Annotated in this window: 17 protein-coding genes; 9 read left to right on the top strand and 8 right to left on the bottom strand. The window is 67.6% G+C overall.

What is annotated here, in order from left to right:
• Positions 1-55: 55 nt before the first annotated feature.
• Positions 56-1024 (bottom strand): TIM44-like domain-containing protein, encoded by a 969-nt coding sequence (locus AC1DS0_RS12540; protein ID WP_476814672.1) that lies wholly within the window; start codon positions 1022-1024, stop codon positions 56-58.
• A gap of 182 nt (positions 1025-1206) precedes the next feature.
• Between AC1DS0_RS12540 and AC1DS0_RS12535 the strand changes: the two genes are divergently transcribed.
• Entirely contained in the window at positions 1207-1515 is a 309-nt protein-coding gene (locus tag AC1DS0_RS12535; protein ID WP_476814671.1) for a hypothetical protein, read from the top strand.
• Positions 1516-2001: 486 nt separating this feature from the next.
• Here AC1DS0_RS12535 and AC1DS0_RS12530 read toward each other — a convergent pair whose 3' ends face one another.
• The 3 genes from AC1DS0_RS12530 to AC1DS0_RS12520 form a co-directional block, all read right to left on the bottom strand.
• Complete coding sequence (locus AC1DS0_RS12530; protein WP_476814670.1) at positions 2002-3246, bottom strand: amidase; 1245 nt, start codon at positions 3244-3246, stop codon at positions 2002-2004.
• Between the two features lie 131 nt (positions 3247-3377).
• The gene (locus AC1DS0_RS12525; RefSeq protein ID WP_476814669.1) at positions 3378-4157 is read right to left on the bottom strand and encodes an SDR family NAD(P)-dependent oxidoreductase; all 780 of its coding nucleotides are present in this window, start codon (positions 4155-4157) and stop codon (positions 3378-3380) included.
• On the bottom strand, positions 4157-4855 hold the full coding sequence (locus tag AC1DS0_RS12520; protein ID WP_476814668.1) for a hypothetical protein: 699 nt from the start codon (positions 4853-4855) through the stop codon (positions 4157-4159). The genes AC1DS0_RS12525 and AC1DS0_RS12520 overlap by 1 nt, the downstream gene beginning before the upstream one ends.
• 120 nt (positions 4856-4975) lie before the next feature.
• On the opposite strand from AC1DS0_RS12520, the gene AC1DS0_RS12515 reads away from it, so the two are divergent.
• The 4 genes from AC1DS0_RS12515 to AC1DS0_RS12500 are packed head-to-tail and all read left to right on the top strand — an operon-like array spanning position 4976 to position 8467.
• The gene (locus AC1DS0_RS12515; protein ID WP_476814667.1) at positions 4976-5824 is read left to right on the top strand and encodes an IclR family transcriptional regulator; all 849 of its coding nucleotides are present in this window, start codon (positions 4976-4978) and stop codon (positions 5822-5824) included.
• Positions 5821-6627 carry an ABC transporter permease gene (locus tag AC1DS0_RS12510; RefSeq protein ID WP_476814666.1) on the top strand — a complete coding sequence of 269 codons (807 nt, stop codon included), beginning with the start codon at positions 5821-5823 and terminating at the stop codon, positions 6625-6627. The genes AC1DS0_RS12515 and AC1DS0_RS12510 overlap by 4 nt, the downstream gene beginning before the upstream one ends.
• A gap of 51 nt (positions 6628-6678) precedes the next feature.
• On the top strand, positions 6679-7668 hold the full coding sequence (locus AC1DS0_RS12505) for an ABC transporter substrate-binding protein (RefSeq protein WP_476814665.1): 990 nt from the start codon (positions 6679-6681) through the stop codon (positions 7666-7668).
• A 16-nt stretch (positions 7669-7684) separates the two neighbouring features.
• On the top strand, positions 7685-8467 hold the full coding sequence (locus AC1DS0_RS12500; RefSeq protein WP_476814664.1) for an ABC transporter ATP-binding protein: 783 nt from the start codon (positions 7685-7687) through the stop codon (positions 8465-8467).
• 139 nt (positions 8468-8606) lie between these two features.
• Here AC1DS0_RS12500 and AC1DS0_RS12495 read toward each other — a convergent pair whose 3' ends face one another.
• Positions 8607-9314, bottom strand: coding sequence for a glutathione S-transferase N-terminal domain-containing protein (locus AC1DS0_RS12495; RefSeq protein ID WP_476814663.1), 708 nt, complete (start codon positions 9312-9314; stop codon positions 8607-8609).
• A 226-nt stretch (positions 9315-9540) separates the two neighbouring features.
• On the opposite strand from AC1DS0_RS12495, the gene AC1DS0_RS12490 reads away from it, so the two are divergent.
• Positions 9541-9945 carry a DUF2306 domain-containing protein gene (locus AC1DS0_RS12490; RefSeq protein ID WP_476814662.1) on the top strand — a complete coding sequence of 135 codons (405 nt, stop codon included), beginning with the start codon at positions 9541-9543 and terminating at the stop codon, positions 9943-9945.
• Between the two features lie 118 nt (positions 9946-10063).
• A complete protein-coding gene (locus AC1DS0_RS12485; protein ID WP_476814661.1) occupies positions 10064-11209 on the top strand; it encodes an extensin-like domain-containing protein in 1146 nt (381 codons plus the stop codon).
• A 48-nt stretch (positions 11210-11257) separates the two neighbouring features.
• Here AC1DS0_RS12485 and AC1DS0_RS12480 read toward each other — a convergent pair whose 3' ends face one another.
• Both AC1DS0_RS12480 and mepA read right to left on the bottom strand, forming a co-directional pair.
• Positions 11258-11956 (bottom strand): alpha/beta hydrolase, encoded by a 699-nt coding sequence (locus AC1DS0_RS12480; protein WP_476814660.1) that lies wholly within the window; start codon positions 11954-11956, stop codon positions 11258-11260.
• A gap of 106 nt (positions 11957-12062) precedes the next feature.
• Complete coding sequence (gene mepA / locus AC1DS0_RS12475) at positions 12063-13004, bottom strand: penicillin-insensitive murein endopeptidase (RefSeq protein WP_476814659.1); 942 nt, start codon at positions 13002-13004, stop codon at positions 12063-12065.
• A gap of 149 nt (positions 13005-13153) precedes the next feature.
• Between mepA and AC1DS0_RS12470 the strand changes: the two genes are divergently transcribed.
• Positions 13154-14137, top strand: coding sequence for a Bug family tripartite tricarboxylate transporter substrate binding protein (locus AC1DS0_RS12470; protein ID WP_476814658.1), 984 nt, complete (start codon positions 13154-13156; stop codon positions 14135-14137).
• A gap of 91 nt (positions 14138-14228) precedes the next feature.
• Entirely contained in the window at positions 14229-14402 is a 174-nt protein-coding gene (locus tag AC1DS0_RS12465) for a DUF3309 family protein (protein WP_476814657.1), read from the top strand.
• Positions 14403-14411: 9 nt separating this feature from the next.
• Here the strand turns inward: AC1DS0_RS12465 and lhpI are convergent, their stop codons facing one another.
• Entirely contained in the window at positions 14412-15356 is a 945-nt protein-coding gene (gene lhpI / locus AC1DS0_RS12460) for a bifunctional Delta(1)-pyrroline-2-carboxylate/Delta(1)-piperideine-2-carboxylate reductase (protein WP_476814656.1), read from the bottom strand.
• Positions 15357-15364 lie beyond the last annotated feature (8 nt).

The following is a 15364-nucleotide window of genomic DNA, read 5'->3' as shown; positions in this document are numbered from 1 at the left end:
AAACGGCCGGGCGAAGCCCGGCCGTGCAGATTTCGGGTGTCGCGTCGTCGCCGGCTTACTCGACCGGCTGGATTCCCGTGACCTTCCACTCGCCGCCGCGCGAACGCACGAAGGTCCAGTGCTCGGTGACCTCGCGCGGGATCGTGGCATGGCCTTCGACGACCTTGCCGCCATTGCGCTCGACCATGGCGGTGAGCAGGCTGAAGCGCATCGCAACGGTAGCGTAGTCGTAGCCGTCCTCGCGCCAGGATTCGGCGAGGTCGCCCTGCAGCAGCTTGACCTCGGCAGCCTTCTCGATGAGGCCCTTGCGGGCGTTGTCGGCGAACTCTTCCTCGAGAGCGCCGGAGATCTCCGGCGTCGCGATCTGGCGCAGGCGCGCGATGTTCTCATCGGAGATCGCGGCCTGAACCTCGGTGAGCAGGCGCTCGAAGGTGCCGTAATCAGCGCCCTGCAACTCGAACTCGACCGGCTTGGCGGCAGCAGCCGCGGCAGCACCGCCGCCGAGACCGCCCATGGCCGGAGCAACCGGCTGCGGCTGATAGGCCTCGCGGCTCAGCGGCCCACCGGCGCTGGCGAGCTGCGGCTCGCTGCGGCGACGGAACAGGCGCAGCGCCAGCCAGATCAGGCCGCCGACCAGCGCGACCTGGAAGAGCAGGCCCAGCATACCGGCGAGGCCGCCGAAACCGGCGCCCGAGAGCAGGCCGAACAGGCCGGCACCAAGCAAGCCGCCGGCGACGCCCATCATCAGGCTGCGCGCCATGGACGGGCGGGCCGCCTGGGCGGCGGCACCCGCTGCGCCAGCAGCCGGGGCAGCGGCCGACGTGCCGGGCGCCTGAGTCGGGCTGCGCTGGAACGACGAGCCGGGCGCGGTCGGCGTCGGCGCGACCTGCGATTGGCTGCGCGATCCGCGGCTGCCCATGCTACGGCCGCCCGGAGCGGCCTCGGCGATGATCGGCACCAGCAGAAGAGCGCCAGCGATGAGGGCGATTGCACGTCCACGACGGGCGAGCGAAATCAGTGACATGGTTCCTCCCGGAGCCGGGATCGGCTCACTGGACCCGAAATATGGTTGGGTCGTACGACTTTCGCAAGGTGGGTCTGACCTGAACCTTCGACGGACAAGCCCTGATCATATTGGGTTGCCGGCTTCACTATGCTATCATTTCCGCACCGTCACGCTGATCCAGCGAACGACAGGAGCGAGCCATGGTCCGATCCCCTCGGAGGCTACCGCGCTCTGGTGCCGCAACGCTGCTGTTGTCGGCTTTTTCTGCGACGATCCTGTTACTGTCGGCCTCCCCTGTCATGGCGCAGGAGAAAGCCGTCGCCCTCGACAGGCCGCGCCTGGCACAGGCGCCCGAGCCTTATTGCTATTGCTGGAACGACGGCAAGAAGATCGCGGAAGGCAGCATGTCCTGTATCCGCACCACCGTGGGCCGCCGCCTGGCCACCTGCGGCCGCGTCACCAATCTGATGTCCTGGGAAGTGACGGAAAATCCCTGTCCGGAAAGCTGAGCGGCCTCATCGGGCCGCCCCCGATCTGACGAGCCCCAAAGGAAAAGCGCCGCGGGGCCTCTCCCGCGGCGCTTTCCAATTGGCTTATTGGTCTTTTTCGACTCGAGACTGACTTCCCCGTCAGAACGCTCCGATCACGATCGCCAGAACCAGCGCGAAAGCTGCTCCCATGGCCAACCGGTCGAGACTTAGCGTGAGGTTCATGTGAACCCTCCTTTGTCATTGACCTGACATGGAAGCTAGCAGAAATGGCGACCGCCGCAAGTGGCTGCGTCGCCGCAGCGAGCGCCGCACCAGAGAAGCGTCCTTAATCAGCGGTTAAATCATTGAACTGCTTTGTGGATAGTCCCGGACAAGACCTTCCAGGCAGAAGCTTTTAGTATTGGCAAGTGCAGCATAAATCCTTTCCGCCACAATCAAGCCGAAGTTGTTGCAGCGCAATATTGTCCCACGCGGGACCAGAGCCCAGATCTCGCCGAGAGATCGTCATGCCGGCATCAGGATCAGGCGCTCGAGCGCGCGCGCCACCGCGATGACGCGGGCATCGTCGCCGAAGCGGCCGACGAGCTGGAAGGAGACCGGCAGGCCACGCGGGCCTCGCATCAGCGGCACGGTCAGGCAGGGCGTGCCGAGCAGCGTCCAGAGCCGGTTGAACTTGGAATCGCCGGTCGAGGCGAGCGTCTCCGGCGCCTCGCCAGGCGCGGCATAGGTCAGGACGAGATCGACCTCACCGAACCAGCGCTCTGCCGCATGCCGGCCGCGCCGGGCGGTGCCGCGGGCCGTGTCGTAATCGTCGGGCGTGGTGGCGCGGGCTTCATCGAGATAGGCGCGCAGCTTCGGCGGCAGGTCTTCGCGATGATTGGCGTATTCCCAGGCGAGCGCCTGCGTCGCCTCCCAATTCTGCAACGGGCCATGGGCATGGAAGGTCTCGGCGAGCTCGGCCGGCGTCGCGATGTCCAGGACAGTCGCGCCGCCCTTGCGGGCGAAATCGGCGATCCGCTGCAGCGCGCCCTCGCAAGCCGGTTCCGGCCTGTCGGTGAATTCCTGCCGGCAGAGGCCGAGCCTGAGCCCATCGAGCGTGGCTTCGGCTGCGTCGAGATCGGGCCGGCCGGTCAGAGCAGCCAGCGCGAAACCGAGATCGTCGGCGCTGGCGGCCATCAGGCCGAGCGTGTCGAGTGACCAGGAGAAGGGCTTCACCCCGACCGTCGGCAGCAGGCCATAGGACGGCTTGATCGCCGCGACGCCGCAATAGGCAGCCGGACGGATCACCGAGCCGCCGGTCTGGGTGCCGACCGCGAGTGGAAGCAGGCTGGCGGCGACTGCCGCGGCCGAGCCTGCCGAGGAGCCACCGGGACTCGCCGAGGGATCGTGCGGATTGCGGGTCGGGGCGGGATCGAGGAAGGCGAAAGCCGTGGTCTGCGTCTTGCCGGCGACGGTCGCACCGACTGCCTTGAGCGCCATCACGATCGGTGCATCGGCCCTGGGCTGGTTACCGTCATAGATCGCGGAGCCCATGCCGGTCGGCAGATCGGCGGTATCGATGATGTCCTTGACCCCGACGGCGATGCCGGAGAGCGGCCCCTCGCCTGCCGTAAGAGTCTCGGGGCGGGCTGCAAAGGCGCGCAGGTCGCCATCGCGCTCGTCGATTCGCCGCTCGCTGTCGGCAAGGGCAGCCTGGGCGGAAATCGCGCCATTGGCGACGCGGCGAGCGATATCGCGAACCGAAAGCATGGATCTGTTCCTGGAATCCCGCGGCGGGGCCGCCGATGCGGCCATGCTGGCACAGGCCAAGTGCCGAAAGGAAGCCGGGAACGCCCCCCGCAGACGGGGTATGCAGCCGGTGCGCCGCTGGAGCGCGCGGCTCAGTAGGTCGCGCGGCCGCCGGAGAGATCGAAGATGCCGCCGGTCGAGAAGGAGCAGTCGTCGCTGGAAAGCCAGAGCACCAGCCGCGCCACCTCCGCCACCTCGACGAAGCGCCCCATCGGGATGCGCGACATGATGTCGGCGCGCCGCTCGGCCGAAATCTCCTTCGCCATCGCCGTCTCGGCGGCGGCGGGCGTCACCGCTGTGACGACGATGCCCTCCTTCGCCGTTTCCTTGGCGACGCTCTTGGTCAGCGCGATCAAGCCTGCCTTCGAGGCGGAATAGGCAGCGGCCATCGCCATGCCTTCCTTGCCCTGGATCGAAGCGATGTTGACGACATGGCCGCGCAGCGGATGACCGTCCGGCGAGCGCCGGGGTTCCTGTCGCAGCATCCGGCCAACGACAGCCCGCGTCACCAGATAGGCGCCGAACAGATTAACCTGCAGCACGCGCTGGAAGTTGTCGGGCGTCGTCTCCCAGATCGGCCTGACCTCGCCGAGCACGCCGGCATTGTTGACCAGGATGTCGATGCGGCCATGGGCAGAAACTGCGGCATCGGCCGCCGCCTCGACCGCGTTCACGTCGCGAATGTCGAGCTGACGCAGGCTCGCCCGGCGCCCCAGCTCGGCAATGGCCTGCGCCAGACTGTCTCCATCCTGGTCCCAGAGGGTGACGCTGGCACCGGCCTCGATCAGCGCGTGAGCGATGCCGCGGCCGAGCCCGCCGGCACCGCCGGTGACGACCGCATGACGCCCGGAAAGATCGTAGCGCGCGCTCATCAGCCGGCGCTCCAGGCGGTCTTGGTCCGGGTGATCTGATGGCGGTAGAGGCCGAGCGAGAACGGCCCCTCGCCGCCGAGTGCCTGCAACTCCTCGGCCGAAAGTTGCTCGCGCGCCAGCGCGATGAATTCGGCCTCGTCGCCCCAGCCTTCGAGCAGCAGCACCGAGCGCGGCACGGCATTGGCGACGCCGCGAGCCTTCTGCTCGGCGGTGGCAACGCCGCTGGCCTGGGCGTCCGCGGTCAGCAGATGGACACCGGCCACCCCACGCGTCGCGAGCAGATCCGGCACCAGCCCGCGCAGCAGGGCCGCCTTGTGAGCCGAGGCGATGTTGTCAGGCACGTCATAGCGCAAGGTTGCGATCAGCCCGCCCTGGGCCGGACCGCTGGTGTGGGACACACGGCAGATCGCGCGCGCAACCGAGCGGAAATGCTTCACCGCCGAGAAGGTCCACGGCGTCGGCGCGTTGACCCTGGTCGTATAGTCCTGCCCCTTCAGCACCTCGACGGTCTGCGCCTCGTACAGATTGAAGAACTCGAGATCGGCGTCGATCGCGACATAGCGCCGCCCGCGCAGGAAGCCGGGGATGCCGACCCGCTCCGGCATATGCTCCTCGCCATGCCAGGCATAGAACTCCGCCCTGCCCTCCGGCGCGATGTCGTGCCAGATCGCGACCGCTCCCTCACCTGCCAGGCTCATCGTCCCCTCCACCGGGCTCGTCCTGCGGGGCGCGTTGACTCGGCCTCGCCTCGTCTCTATACGAAAACGAAATCCAAATTGGAAATGATTTCCAATTTATACAGAACGGGGCGGGAACGGGTGACGATCGCGGCGGTCGAGCGTGCATTCAAGCTGCTGGAGGCGCTGGCCGACGAAGCCGACGGCGCCGACCTGACCGTGCTTGCCGAGCGGCTCGACCTGCCGGTCAGCGCCACGCACCGATTGCTCGCCACCCTCGCCGAGCGCGGATTCGTCACGCAGGACCCCCAATCGGGCGCCTATGGGTTGACCCTGAAACTGTCGCAGCTCGCCTTCCGCAATCTCGACCTGCGCGGCCTGCCCGATGCCGGCCAGATCGTGCTCGACGGGCTCGCCCGCGCGACCCGCGAATATTGCCGTCTCGCCGTGGTCGAGGGCGAGAGCCTGACCTGGATCGCCCGGGCGCAGGGCGCGACCGCCGGCCTGCGCTACGAGCCGCCGATGGGGATGGGTATCGTCCTGCACGCGACCGCGACGGGCAAGGCCTGGCTCGCTTCCCTGCCTGAGCAGGAGGCATTGCGCATCGTCTGTGCTCGCGGCTTTAGCGGCGAGGGGCGCACCGGCCCGAACGCGCTCGGCGATGTCGATGCGCTTAGGCAGCATCTTGGCGAGACCCGCAGTCGTGGCTACGCGCTGGCGGTCGAGGAGGGTGAGATCGGCACGGTCGCGATGGCGACGACCTTCCGCGCCGGGCCGGACGCAGGCGCCTCCGTCGCCGGCACGCTCAGCGTGGCCGGGCCGCTGCCGCGCATGCAGGAGGCACGTCGCGGAGAGATCGCGGCGGCGCTCGCCACCGCCGCCCGGGAGATGGCAGCGATCTGGCCGCTCCGGCGGCGACAGATCGGCGCTCTCCCCGCCGTTTCGACAGAGGCGGCCCGACGCATGCTGCCGACAGAGACATCAGCATGAGCAGCGACAGCGCAACCACCCCGGCCACGCAACAGGCCTCCGGCAAGGTCGCTGCCTGGGCCTCGGCTATCGCCTGGCCGCTGGCGAGTTTCGCCGTGCTGCTGGTCGCCTGGCAGCTCCTGGTGCCGATGGCCGGCATCCCCGAATACATCCTGCCGGTGCCGAGCGCCTTCTTCGAGCGGCTCTGGCTCGATCGCGCCGACATCTTCCGCCACACGCTGGTGACGGCCAACGAGATCGTGCTCGGCTTCCTGATGGCGGCGGTGATCTCGATCCCGCTCGGCTATGTCATCGTCTCGGTGAAATTGCTGGAGAAAGCGGTCTATCCGGTGATCGTCTTCTTCCAGCTCGTGCCGAAGATCGCGATCGCGCCGCTCTTCGTGGTCTGGTTCGGCTTCGGCCTGTTCCCGAAGGTGCTGCTGACATTCCTGCTCTGCTTCTTCCCGACGCTGGTCGCGAGCATGACGGGCTTCCGCGCCCTGGACGAGCGCGTGCTCTATCTGACCCGTTCGATGGGCGCCTCCGCCTGGCAGACCTTCCGCTATGTCCGGGTGCCGGCGGCGCTGGCCTATATCTTCTCGGGCCTCAAGGTCTCGGCCGTGTTCGCGGCGACGGGAGCGATCGTCGGCGAATTCGTCGGCGCCAATGCCGGCCTCGGCTACCTGCTCCTGCGCGGCACGAGCTTCCTCGACATGCCGCTGATCTTTGCCTGCCTGGTGGCGCTGTCGGCCGTCGGCATCCTGTTCAGCTACCTCGTCGACTGGCTCGAAGTGCTGCTGATGCCCTGGCAGCGCAAGGGCTGATCCGATCGCCATCTCGCCGGAGCCAACCGGCAACCTAGGGAGGAGACAATGATGAAACGCAGGACCTTGCTCACAAGCGCCGCCATCCTCGCCCTGAGCAGCGGCATCGCCTTCGCCCAAACCGGCAAACCGATGAAGATCACGCTGAACTTCCTCGCCGCGGCGCCCAATGCCGGCTTCATGATGGCCAAGCAGATGGGCCTCTACGAGAAGGCCGGCATCAACCTGACGATCGAGGAGGGCAAGGGCTCGGGCACCACCGCGCAGATGGTCGCGACGGGCCAGACCGATGTCGGCTTCGCCGATGCGCCGGCGGCGATGCAATTGCGCACCAAGGGCGCCCCGGTGAAGATCGTCGCCCCCGTGTTGCAGACCAACGGCTTCGCCATCATCGCGCTGGAGGACAGCGGGATTGCCTCGCCCAAGGACCTCGTCGGCAAGAAGCTCGCGGTCCAGCCCGGCACGGCCCAGACGACGCTGCTCGACGCCATCCTCGCCAGCAACGGCATCGACAAGGGCAAGGTCGACGTCATCAACATCGACCCCGGCGCCTTCGTCGGCGCGCTGCTGGAGAAGAAGGTCGACGCCATCTTGGGCGGCGCCGACTTCCACTCGGTGCAGATTCGCGAACGTGGCTTCAAGGTGCGCGACATCTTCTACCGCGATGTCGGCGTGCCGACGGTGGGGCTCTCGATCATCGCCCGCGACGACAAGATCAAGGCCGATGCCGAGCTCTACAAGAAGTTCATCGAGGCGAGCCTGCAGGGCTGGGACGCCGCCCGCAAGAACCCGGATGCCGCCGCCGACGCGGTCGTCGCGCAGTTCCCCTCGGTGAAGAAGGCGCAGGTGCTGGCGCAGTTCGACGTGGTCAACAAGCTGCTCTGCGCGCCCGGCGCGACCTCGCTCGGCAAGGTGCCGGAGAAGAACTGGAGCGTGAGCTTCGACCTGCTGACGCAATATCTCGGCCTCCCCAAGGACAAACCGATCACCGACTACTACACGACCGAGCTGCTGCCGGCCTCGGCGCCGGCCTGCTCGTAGTCAACGAGGGAAAAGCATGACGGCCGCTGCTGCCTCTCCCGCCGCCTCGATCGAGGGGCGCGGCATCGTCAAGACCTTCGGCGGCTTCACGGCCGTCGACGGGCTGACGCTCGATATCAGGAGCGGCGAGTTCGTCAGCCTGATCGGCCCGTCCGGCTGCGGCAAGAGCACGTTCATGCTGATGGCGGCCGGGCTGATCCCGACCAGCGGCGGCGAGCTCCTGGTCAACGGCAAGACGCTGACCGAGCCGCTGACCGATATCGGCATCGTCTTCCAGGACCATCTCCTGCTGGAGTTCCGGACGGCGCTGGAGAACGTCATGCTGCAGGCCGAGATCCGCGGCCTGCCGCTGGCCCCGGCCAGGGAACGGGCGCTCGAGCTCTTCGCCAAGCTCGGCATCAGCCATGCGGCCGACCGCTATCCGAAGCAGCTCTCCGGCGGCATGCGCCAGCGCGTCTCGATCGCCCGCGCGCTGATCCACAACCCGTCAGTGCTGATGATGGACGAGCCCTTCGGCGCGCTCGATGCGATCACGCGCACGCAGATCCGGCACGATCTCGAAATGCTCTGGCTGGAGACAGCCAAGACGGTGGTCTTCATCACCCACTCGATCGAGGAGGCGATCGGCCTCTCCGACCGGGTTCTGGTGATGTCGCCAACGCCGGGCCGGGTCGTCGACGAGATCAAGATCGAACTGCCGAGGCCGCGCCCGGCTCATCTCGGCGACTATCCGAGCTTCAACGCCTATGCCGACCGCATCCATGATGCGTTCCGCCGGTTCGGCGTGATCAAGTATTGAGGTGCAGCACTCACGCGCGCGGCCCGCTACTCCGCCGCCATGCTCGCCCTTGTGGCGAGCATCCACGTCTTGAACACCGCACTCGCCACAAGAAGACGTGGATGGTCGGGACAAGCCCGACCATGACGATGTAGCGCCCTCAGCCCGGCCGCTTCGGGATTTCCAGCCCGCGCTGCACCGCCGGACGCGCGAGGCCACGTTCCAGCCATTTCGGGACGAGCTTGAGCTTGTCATACTCGACCAGCTCGCCAGCACCGTAGAAGCCGACGAGGTTGCGGACCCAGCCGAGCGTCGCGATGTCGGCGATGGTGTACTCGTCACCCATCAGCCAATCGCCCCCGGCAAGCCTGGTCTCGAGCACGCCGAGCAGGCGCTTGCTCTCATTGACGTAGCGGTCGCGCGGACGCTTGTCCTCGTATTCACGGCCGGCGAACTTATGGAAGAAGCCGAGCTGGCCGAACATCGGGCCGATCGCCGCCATCTGGAAGAAGACCCATTGCAGGGTCTCGTAGCGGCGGGCCGGGTCGGTGGGCAGGAACTTGCCGGCCTTGTCGGCGAGATAGACCAGGATCGCACCGGACTCGAACAGGCCGAACGGCTTTCCGCCGGGGCCGTTGGGGTCGATGATCGCCGGGATCTTGCCGTTCGGATTGAGCGAGAGGAATTCCGGCGTCCAGCTCTCGTTCTTGCCGATGTCGATCAGGTGCGGCTCATAGGGGATGCCGGTCTCCTCCAGCATGATCGAAACCTTCACGCCATTGGGCGTCGGCAGCGAATAGAGCTGAAGCCGGTCGGGATGCTGGGCCGGCCAGCGCTGCGTGATCGCGAAAGCGGAGAGATCGGACATCGAGAGACTTCCTCGGATGGCGGGCTTGAAGCCGGCGTTGCCTGGCACGCCCAGTCGGCGGGACGCCAATGGCGCGGGGCCCTGACGTTGCGGCGTAACTTGGTGTGGTCGCCGAGGCAGCGCAACCGCGTTGACCTTGCGCAAACGCCGACTGACCCGGGCAAGAATCGCAAGTCGATGCTAAGCTCCGCGGCATGATCGCCTCTGCGGCCGCAAGGATCTCGCGATGACGCTTGCCCCATTGCTCGCCGCGCCGGCCATCATGCAGCTGCACGCGCTGGCGGCGCTGACCTCGCTTGCGGCAGGGCTCACCGTCCTCGCCATGCGCAAGGGCACGGCGCGCCATCGTCTCGTCGGCTGGATCTTCGTGGTCGGGATGGCCGTGACTGCGGCGAGCTCGGCTTTCATCACCAGCAATGGCCGCTACAGCGCGATCCACCTGCTCAGCGTGCTGACGATCGTCAACCTGCCCTATGCCATCATCATGCGCCGGCGCGGCAACATCGTCGCCCATCGCTCCGCCATGCTCTGGCTCTTCGCCGGACTGGCCGTGGCCGGCGCCTTCACCCTGATGCCAGGCCGCGCGATGAACAAGGTCGCCTTCGGCACCGTCGCGGCGGCAACACCTTAACGCCGCACCGGCAGCGTTAACCCCCGCTTAACGCCACCGGCAAAGTTAATCCGTCCGTGGCTTCCAGGACGCAGCCGGTCAACAAACCGTTCACCCAACGCCTCGCATTTGATTGGTCATGCGTCGCGTTCACCTCACTCTCCTCGCGCTCGGCGTCATCGGCGCCGGCCTTGCCGGCTGCGGCAAGTTCCAGAAGCCGCAGCGCGCGCCCTGGCGTGACCAGGCCGAAGCCCAGTGCCTGTCCTCGGGCCAGGTGCAGCTCTCGGCCTATGTCAGCCTGCGCGGCAAGGCGATCGATGGCCCCGGCACCTGCGGCATGGAGAAGCCGCTCAAGGTCGCGGCCTTCGCCAATGGCAGCGTCGCGCTGACCAGCAATGCGACCCTGGCCTGCCCGGTGGTCGCGACGACAGACAAATGGTTCACCGAGGTGGTGCAGCCGGCAGCGATGAACGTGCTCGGCGCGCAGGTGATCGAGATCCGCGCCGGCTCCTATTCCTGCCGCGCCATGAACAACGGCACCGGCACGAGCCGCACCTCCGAGCATGCCTTCGGCAATGCCGTCGACGTCTTTTCCTTCCGCCTGAACGACAACCGCGTCGTCACCGTCAAGGATGGCTGGCGCGGCGCGCCGGAGGAGCAGGCTTTCCTGCGCGAGATCTTCGTCGGTGCCTGCGAGCATTTCTCGACCGTGCTCGGCCCCGGCGCCGATCCGATGCACTACGACCATTTCCATATCGACCTGGCGCGGCATTCCAAGGGCCGGCATATCTGCAAGCCGGTGATCAAGTACGAGCCCAACTACAACCTGCCGCCGCCGGACCCGGCGCGGCCGGATCGGATGGCGCTGCAACAGCAGCAGCAGGATACGCGTCAGAACCTGCCGCCGCCGATGGTGGCGAGCGGCTCCGGCGGCCTGTTGCGCCAGCCGAGCGGCGGCCTGCGTCCGCCGGGCGCAGTCAGCGGCGGCTATCCGGTCGCACATCAGCAGCATGGCGGGCTCGACGGCCAGCGGCGCTATATCGAGGAGGAGACGCAGCCGCWGATGTCGCAGCGCTACCAGCCGCAGCCGACGCCGAGCGAGATGCGCGGGCCACTGCAGCTGCCGGGCTCGACGCCGCCGACCGAGGAGCTGATCGTCGGCGACGAGGAAGGCAACGGCATCATCGACAGCGCCCAGCCGGGCGAGGAGCCGCCGATCAACCCGCGCAACGATCCGTTCGCCTACCGGCCGCAGGGGCAGCAGACCGGATCGTTGCGACGTTAGCACTGCCGCAGCGACCTGCCATGCGGGTCGCCGCAACCACCCCGCCTCTCAGACCTTGGCAACCTCGCGAGCGGCTTCGTCGATCAGGGCCGCCACCTTGCCTGCCCGCGAAGCCAGGGAGGCGTGGCTGGCATCGAGCGTCAGGATGCGGCGCGGCTTCATCCGCTCGGCCATGCGATACTGGTTGTCCGGATGGATCATCCGATCGTCGGTGGAGAGCTGATACCAGCTCGGCTTCACCTTCCAGGCCGGCGCGGTGATGGTATCGCCGAAGGTCGACGCCAGCGGCGCCTTCTGCGCGACGGCCATGGCGAGCGCCTCGTCGGCGGTCAGGTCCTGGCAGAAGCTCTCGTGGAACCTGTCGTAGTTGATCCAGAGATAGCCGTCGCTGTCGGGAGCGAGGTTGGCGATCGCCGCCGGCGGAGCCGCCTGGCTGATGCCGCCCGGGCTCTCGCCCGCATCCGGCGCGAAAGCGGCGATGTAGACGAGACCTGCGACATTCGGCAGGTCGCCGGCTTCAGTGATGACGGCGCCGCCATAGGAGTGGCCGACCAGCAGCACCGGCCCCGCCTGCTGCTTCACCATCTTGCGGGTGCGCTCGGCATCATCCGCTAGCGAGGTCAGCGGCATCTCGACCGCACGGAGATCTGAATGGCCCATGCGAGCGAGTTCGACGATGACCTTGCTCCAATGAGCGGCCCCGCCCCAGAAGCCATGAACGAGAACGATGGTCGGACTGGCACTCATCACGTCCTCCTCTGTCGGCAGCAAAGCCGTGTGCGACACGCCATGCGCCGCGCTCAGCGAGGCTGAAACAGTACTATGACAGAGGAAATGCGGGTCGCACTATGCCTTAGCGCGACACCAGCACCTGCCGGCACTCGGCCGGAAGTGCGTCCAGCGACATGGGCGGCTTGGGCTTCGGCTTCGGGCCCGGCTTCGGCTTAGGCGGGTTGAAGATCGCCTGATGTTGCTTCTCGACCCAGCCGTTGAGCTCTTCGCCGCAGCCATCGCCGAAATTGGGCGGTTCCTGGCCCTGGCAGCCCTCCATGCCGGGCGGGCAGCTTAGGCGGATGTGGAAATGGTAGTTGTGGCCCCAGATCGGCCGAACCTTGCCCAGCCAGGCCTTGTCCGAGCCGGCCTCGCGGCAGAGCGCAACCTTGAGCGCCGGATTGACGAAGATGCGCTCGACCTTGGGCTCGCTCGCTGCCGCCTTGATCAGGCGGGTATGCGCCGGCGTCCAGTTCTTCGGATCGACGTCGCGCCAGTCGGAGCGAGCCATGTTGATCGCGGACATGTTCTCGCGATCGTCACTGTCGAGCCGCTTCCTGGGCATCGGCGTCAGCCAGATATCGGCATCGAGCCCGATCTGGTGCGAGGCGTGGCCGGTCAGCATCGGCCCGCCGCGCGGCTGCGAGATGTCGCCGACCAGGAGGCCGGGCCAGCCGGCGATCTTCGGCACCTCACGAGCGAAATGCTCGAGGAAGGAGATCAGCTCGGGGTGGCCCCAGTTGCGGTTGCGGGCGAGGCGCATGACCTGCCAGTTCTCGCCATCGACCGGCAGCGCCGTCGCGCCGGCCAGGCAGCCGCGGGCATAGGAGCCGATCGAGCGCGCCCTCAAGGCGGCCGGCGTGACCTTCTGGCCGAACAGGGCGCGGGCGGCATCCGGGTACGCCGCGATATTGGCGGCGCGGGTCTTCGCCTCCGCCTCGCCGGTGGACTGGGCGCGCGCAGCTCCCGCGATCATGAGCAACGGCAGGAGAATCAGGGGGGCGAAGCGACGAAGCGTTTGCATGGTGGCAGAATCGCAGGCCGCTCGCGCCGAGGTCAAGCCACTGCCCGCTCAATGGGCTGGACAGGGCGCGCGGGAGCCGGCAGCGTCTCCACTGCCGAAAAACGGGCGGCAAGCCCACCGGCGAACGTTTCTGGAGGAGACATCCGACGATGAGCCGTTTCACACTCGACCGCCGCGCCTTGCTCGGCGGCCTCGGCGCCGCGCTCACCTTGCCCGCGGCTGGCCGCGCACAGGGCGCCTGGCCGCAAGGGCGCACGCCCAAACTGGTCGTGCCGTTCACGCCCGGCGGCGCCACCGATATCCTCGGACGGCTGGTCGTCGACAAGGTCGGCCAGGCGCTCGGCGCGACCTTCGTGGTCGAGAACCGGGCGGGCGCCGGCGGCAATATCGGCGTCGAGGCGGTGGCGCGCTCCGAGCCGAACGGCGACACCCTGCTGATCGTCTCGGTCGGCCTCGTCGCCAATCCGGCGCTCTACGCCAAGGTCAACTACGACCCGCTGACTGATTTCGCCCCGATCACCATGGTCGCGCTGGTGCCGAACCTGCTCGTCGTCAGCCCAACCCTCAAGGTCAAGGATACGGCCGAGCTGATCGCCTATGGCAAGGCCAATCCCGGCAAGCTGACCTATGCCTCCTCCGGTGTCGGCACCTCGATCCATCTCGCCGGCGAACTCTTCCAGAAGCTGACCGGCATCAAGATGGTGCATGTGCCCTATCGCGGCTCGGCGCAGGCGATGCAGGACTTGATCGGCGGGCGCGTCGACCTGATGTTCGACAACATCACCGCCGCCCTGCCCCAGGTCCGCGCCGGCACGGTGCGCGGCTTCGGCGTCACCACCGCACAGCGCGCGCCGACCGCCTCCGAATTCGCACCGATCAACGATCTCGTGCCGGGTTTCGACGTCTCCTCCTGGTTCGCCCTGTTCGCGCCGGCGAAGACGCCGCAGGCGATCGTCGACCGGATGCAGGCCGAGACCAAGGCCGCGATCGCCGACCCCGTGGTGCGCGGCAAGATGGACCAGCTCGCTGCCCAGCCGGTCGGCAACACGCCGGCCGAGCTCGCCGCCTTCGTCCGCGCCGAGCAGACGAAATGGGTCGGCCTGATCCGCGAGGTCGGAATCAAGGCGGATTAACACGGGAACCTACGGTTCGCGCCCGACGTTCTTCCAGCGCTCGCTCGCCGACAACTGACGAGGCGGGCGGACGGAAGAAGGGGCGCGAACCATGTCCACACTTCTCATCATCATCCTGCTCGTTATCCTGCTCGGCGGCGGCGGGTATTATGGCCATCGGAGCTATGGCAGTGCTGGCCTCGGCGGCGTCGTCGGCCTGGTCCTGACCATCGTGATCGTGCTCTGGCTGCTCGGGGCCCTGGGCGGCCCGGCCGTCAGGGTCTGACGACGCGCTTCAGTTCGCCAGCTTCCAGACCAGCATGGCAGCGGCGAGATCCTCGAGTGCGGTGCCGACCGACTTGAACAAGGTGACGTCGTCGCGTTCGGCGGCGGCGTCATATTCCCCGCGACAGAGACCGGCCAGCGTTCCCGAAATCTGCTCTGCGGTATAGGCCCCAGCCTTGATCGCGACGGCGACGTCGCCGCCCTCGTGCAGCGCCGCTTGCGTATCGACGAAGACATGGGCGCGTTGCAGCGCCTCGTCGTCCGCCTCGCGCATCGACAGGTTGAAGGCTCCGACCAGATCGAGATGGGCGGTGCGCTTCAGCCAGCGACCCTGGATCAGCGGCTCGCGTGACAGGGTGGCGCAGGAGATCAGATCGGCCTGGCGCGCCTCGGACTCCAGATTGTCCGCGACGCGCGCTTCGATGCCGTCGCGCGCGAGTTCGGCCACGACCTCGGCAGCGGCTTCCGGCCGGCGCGCCCAGATCGCGATGTCCTCGAAATGGCGGACGCTGCGATGCGCCTTGACCAGGAAGGTCGAGAGCGCACCGGCTCCGACCATCAGCATCCGCTTGCAATCCGGGCGCTCCAGCATGCGCGAGGCCAGCGCGGAGGCCGCTGCGGTGCGCCACAGCGTCAGGCGCGCGCCATCCAGCGCTGCGAGCGGCGCACCGCTCGCTCCGTCCATCAAGAGATAGCTGCCCATCACGCTCGGCAGACTCACCGCAGCATTGCCGGGGAATACCGTGACGACCTTGGTGCCGAGGAAGGCTGGCTTTTCCTCCGGCGCCGTCCAGGCCGGCATCAGCAGGAGGGTCGCGGCCGCATCCGGGCGTTCGACCTCATGGTGATGACGCACCGGCGTGACGATGTCGCCCCGGAAGGCCTCCGCGAGCGCATCGACCAAAGCGGGGAAATTCAGCAGGCCGTCGATCTCGGCGGCGGAGAAGAAACGCATGATGCTGG

It is taken from the genome of Allobosea sp. P4_H5 (genome assembly GCF_056400825.1).
This window is presented reverse-complemented; position numbering and strand designations above follow the sequence as displayed.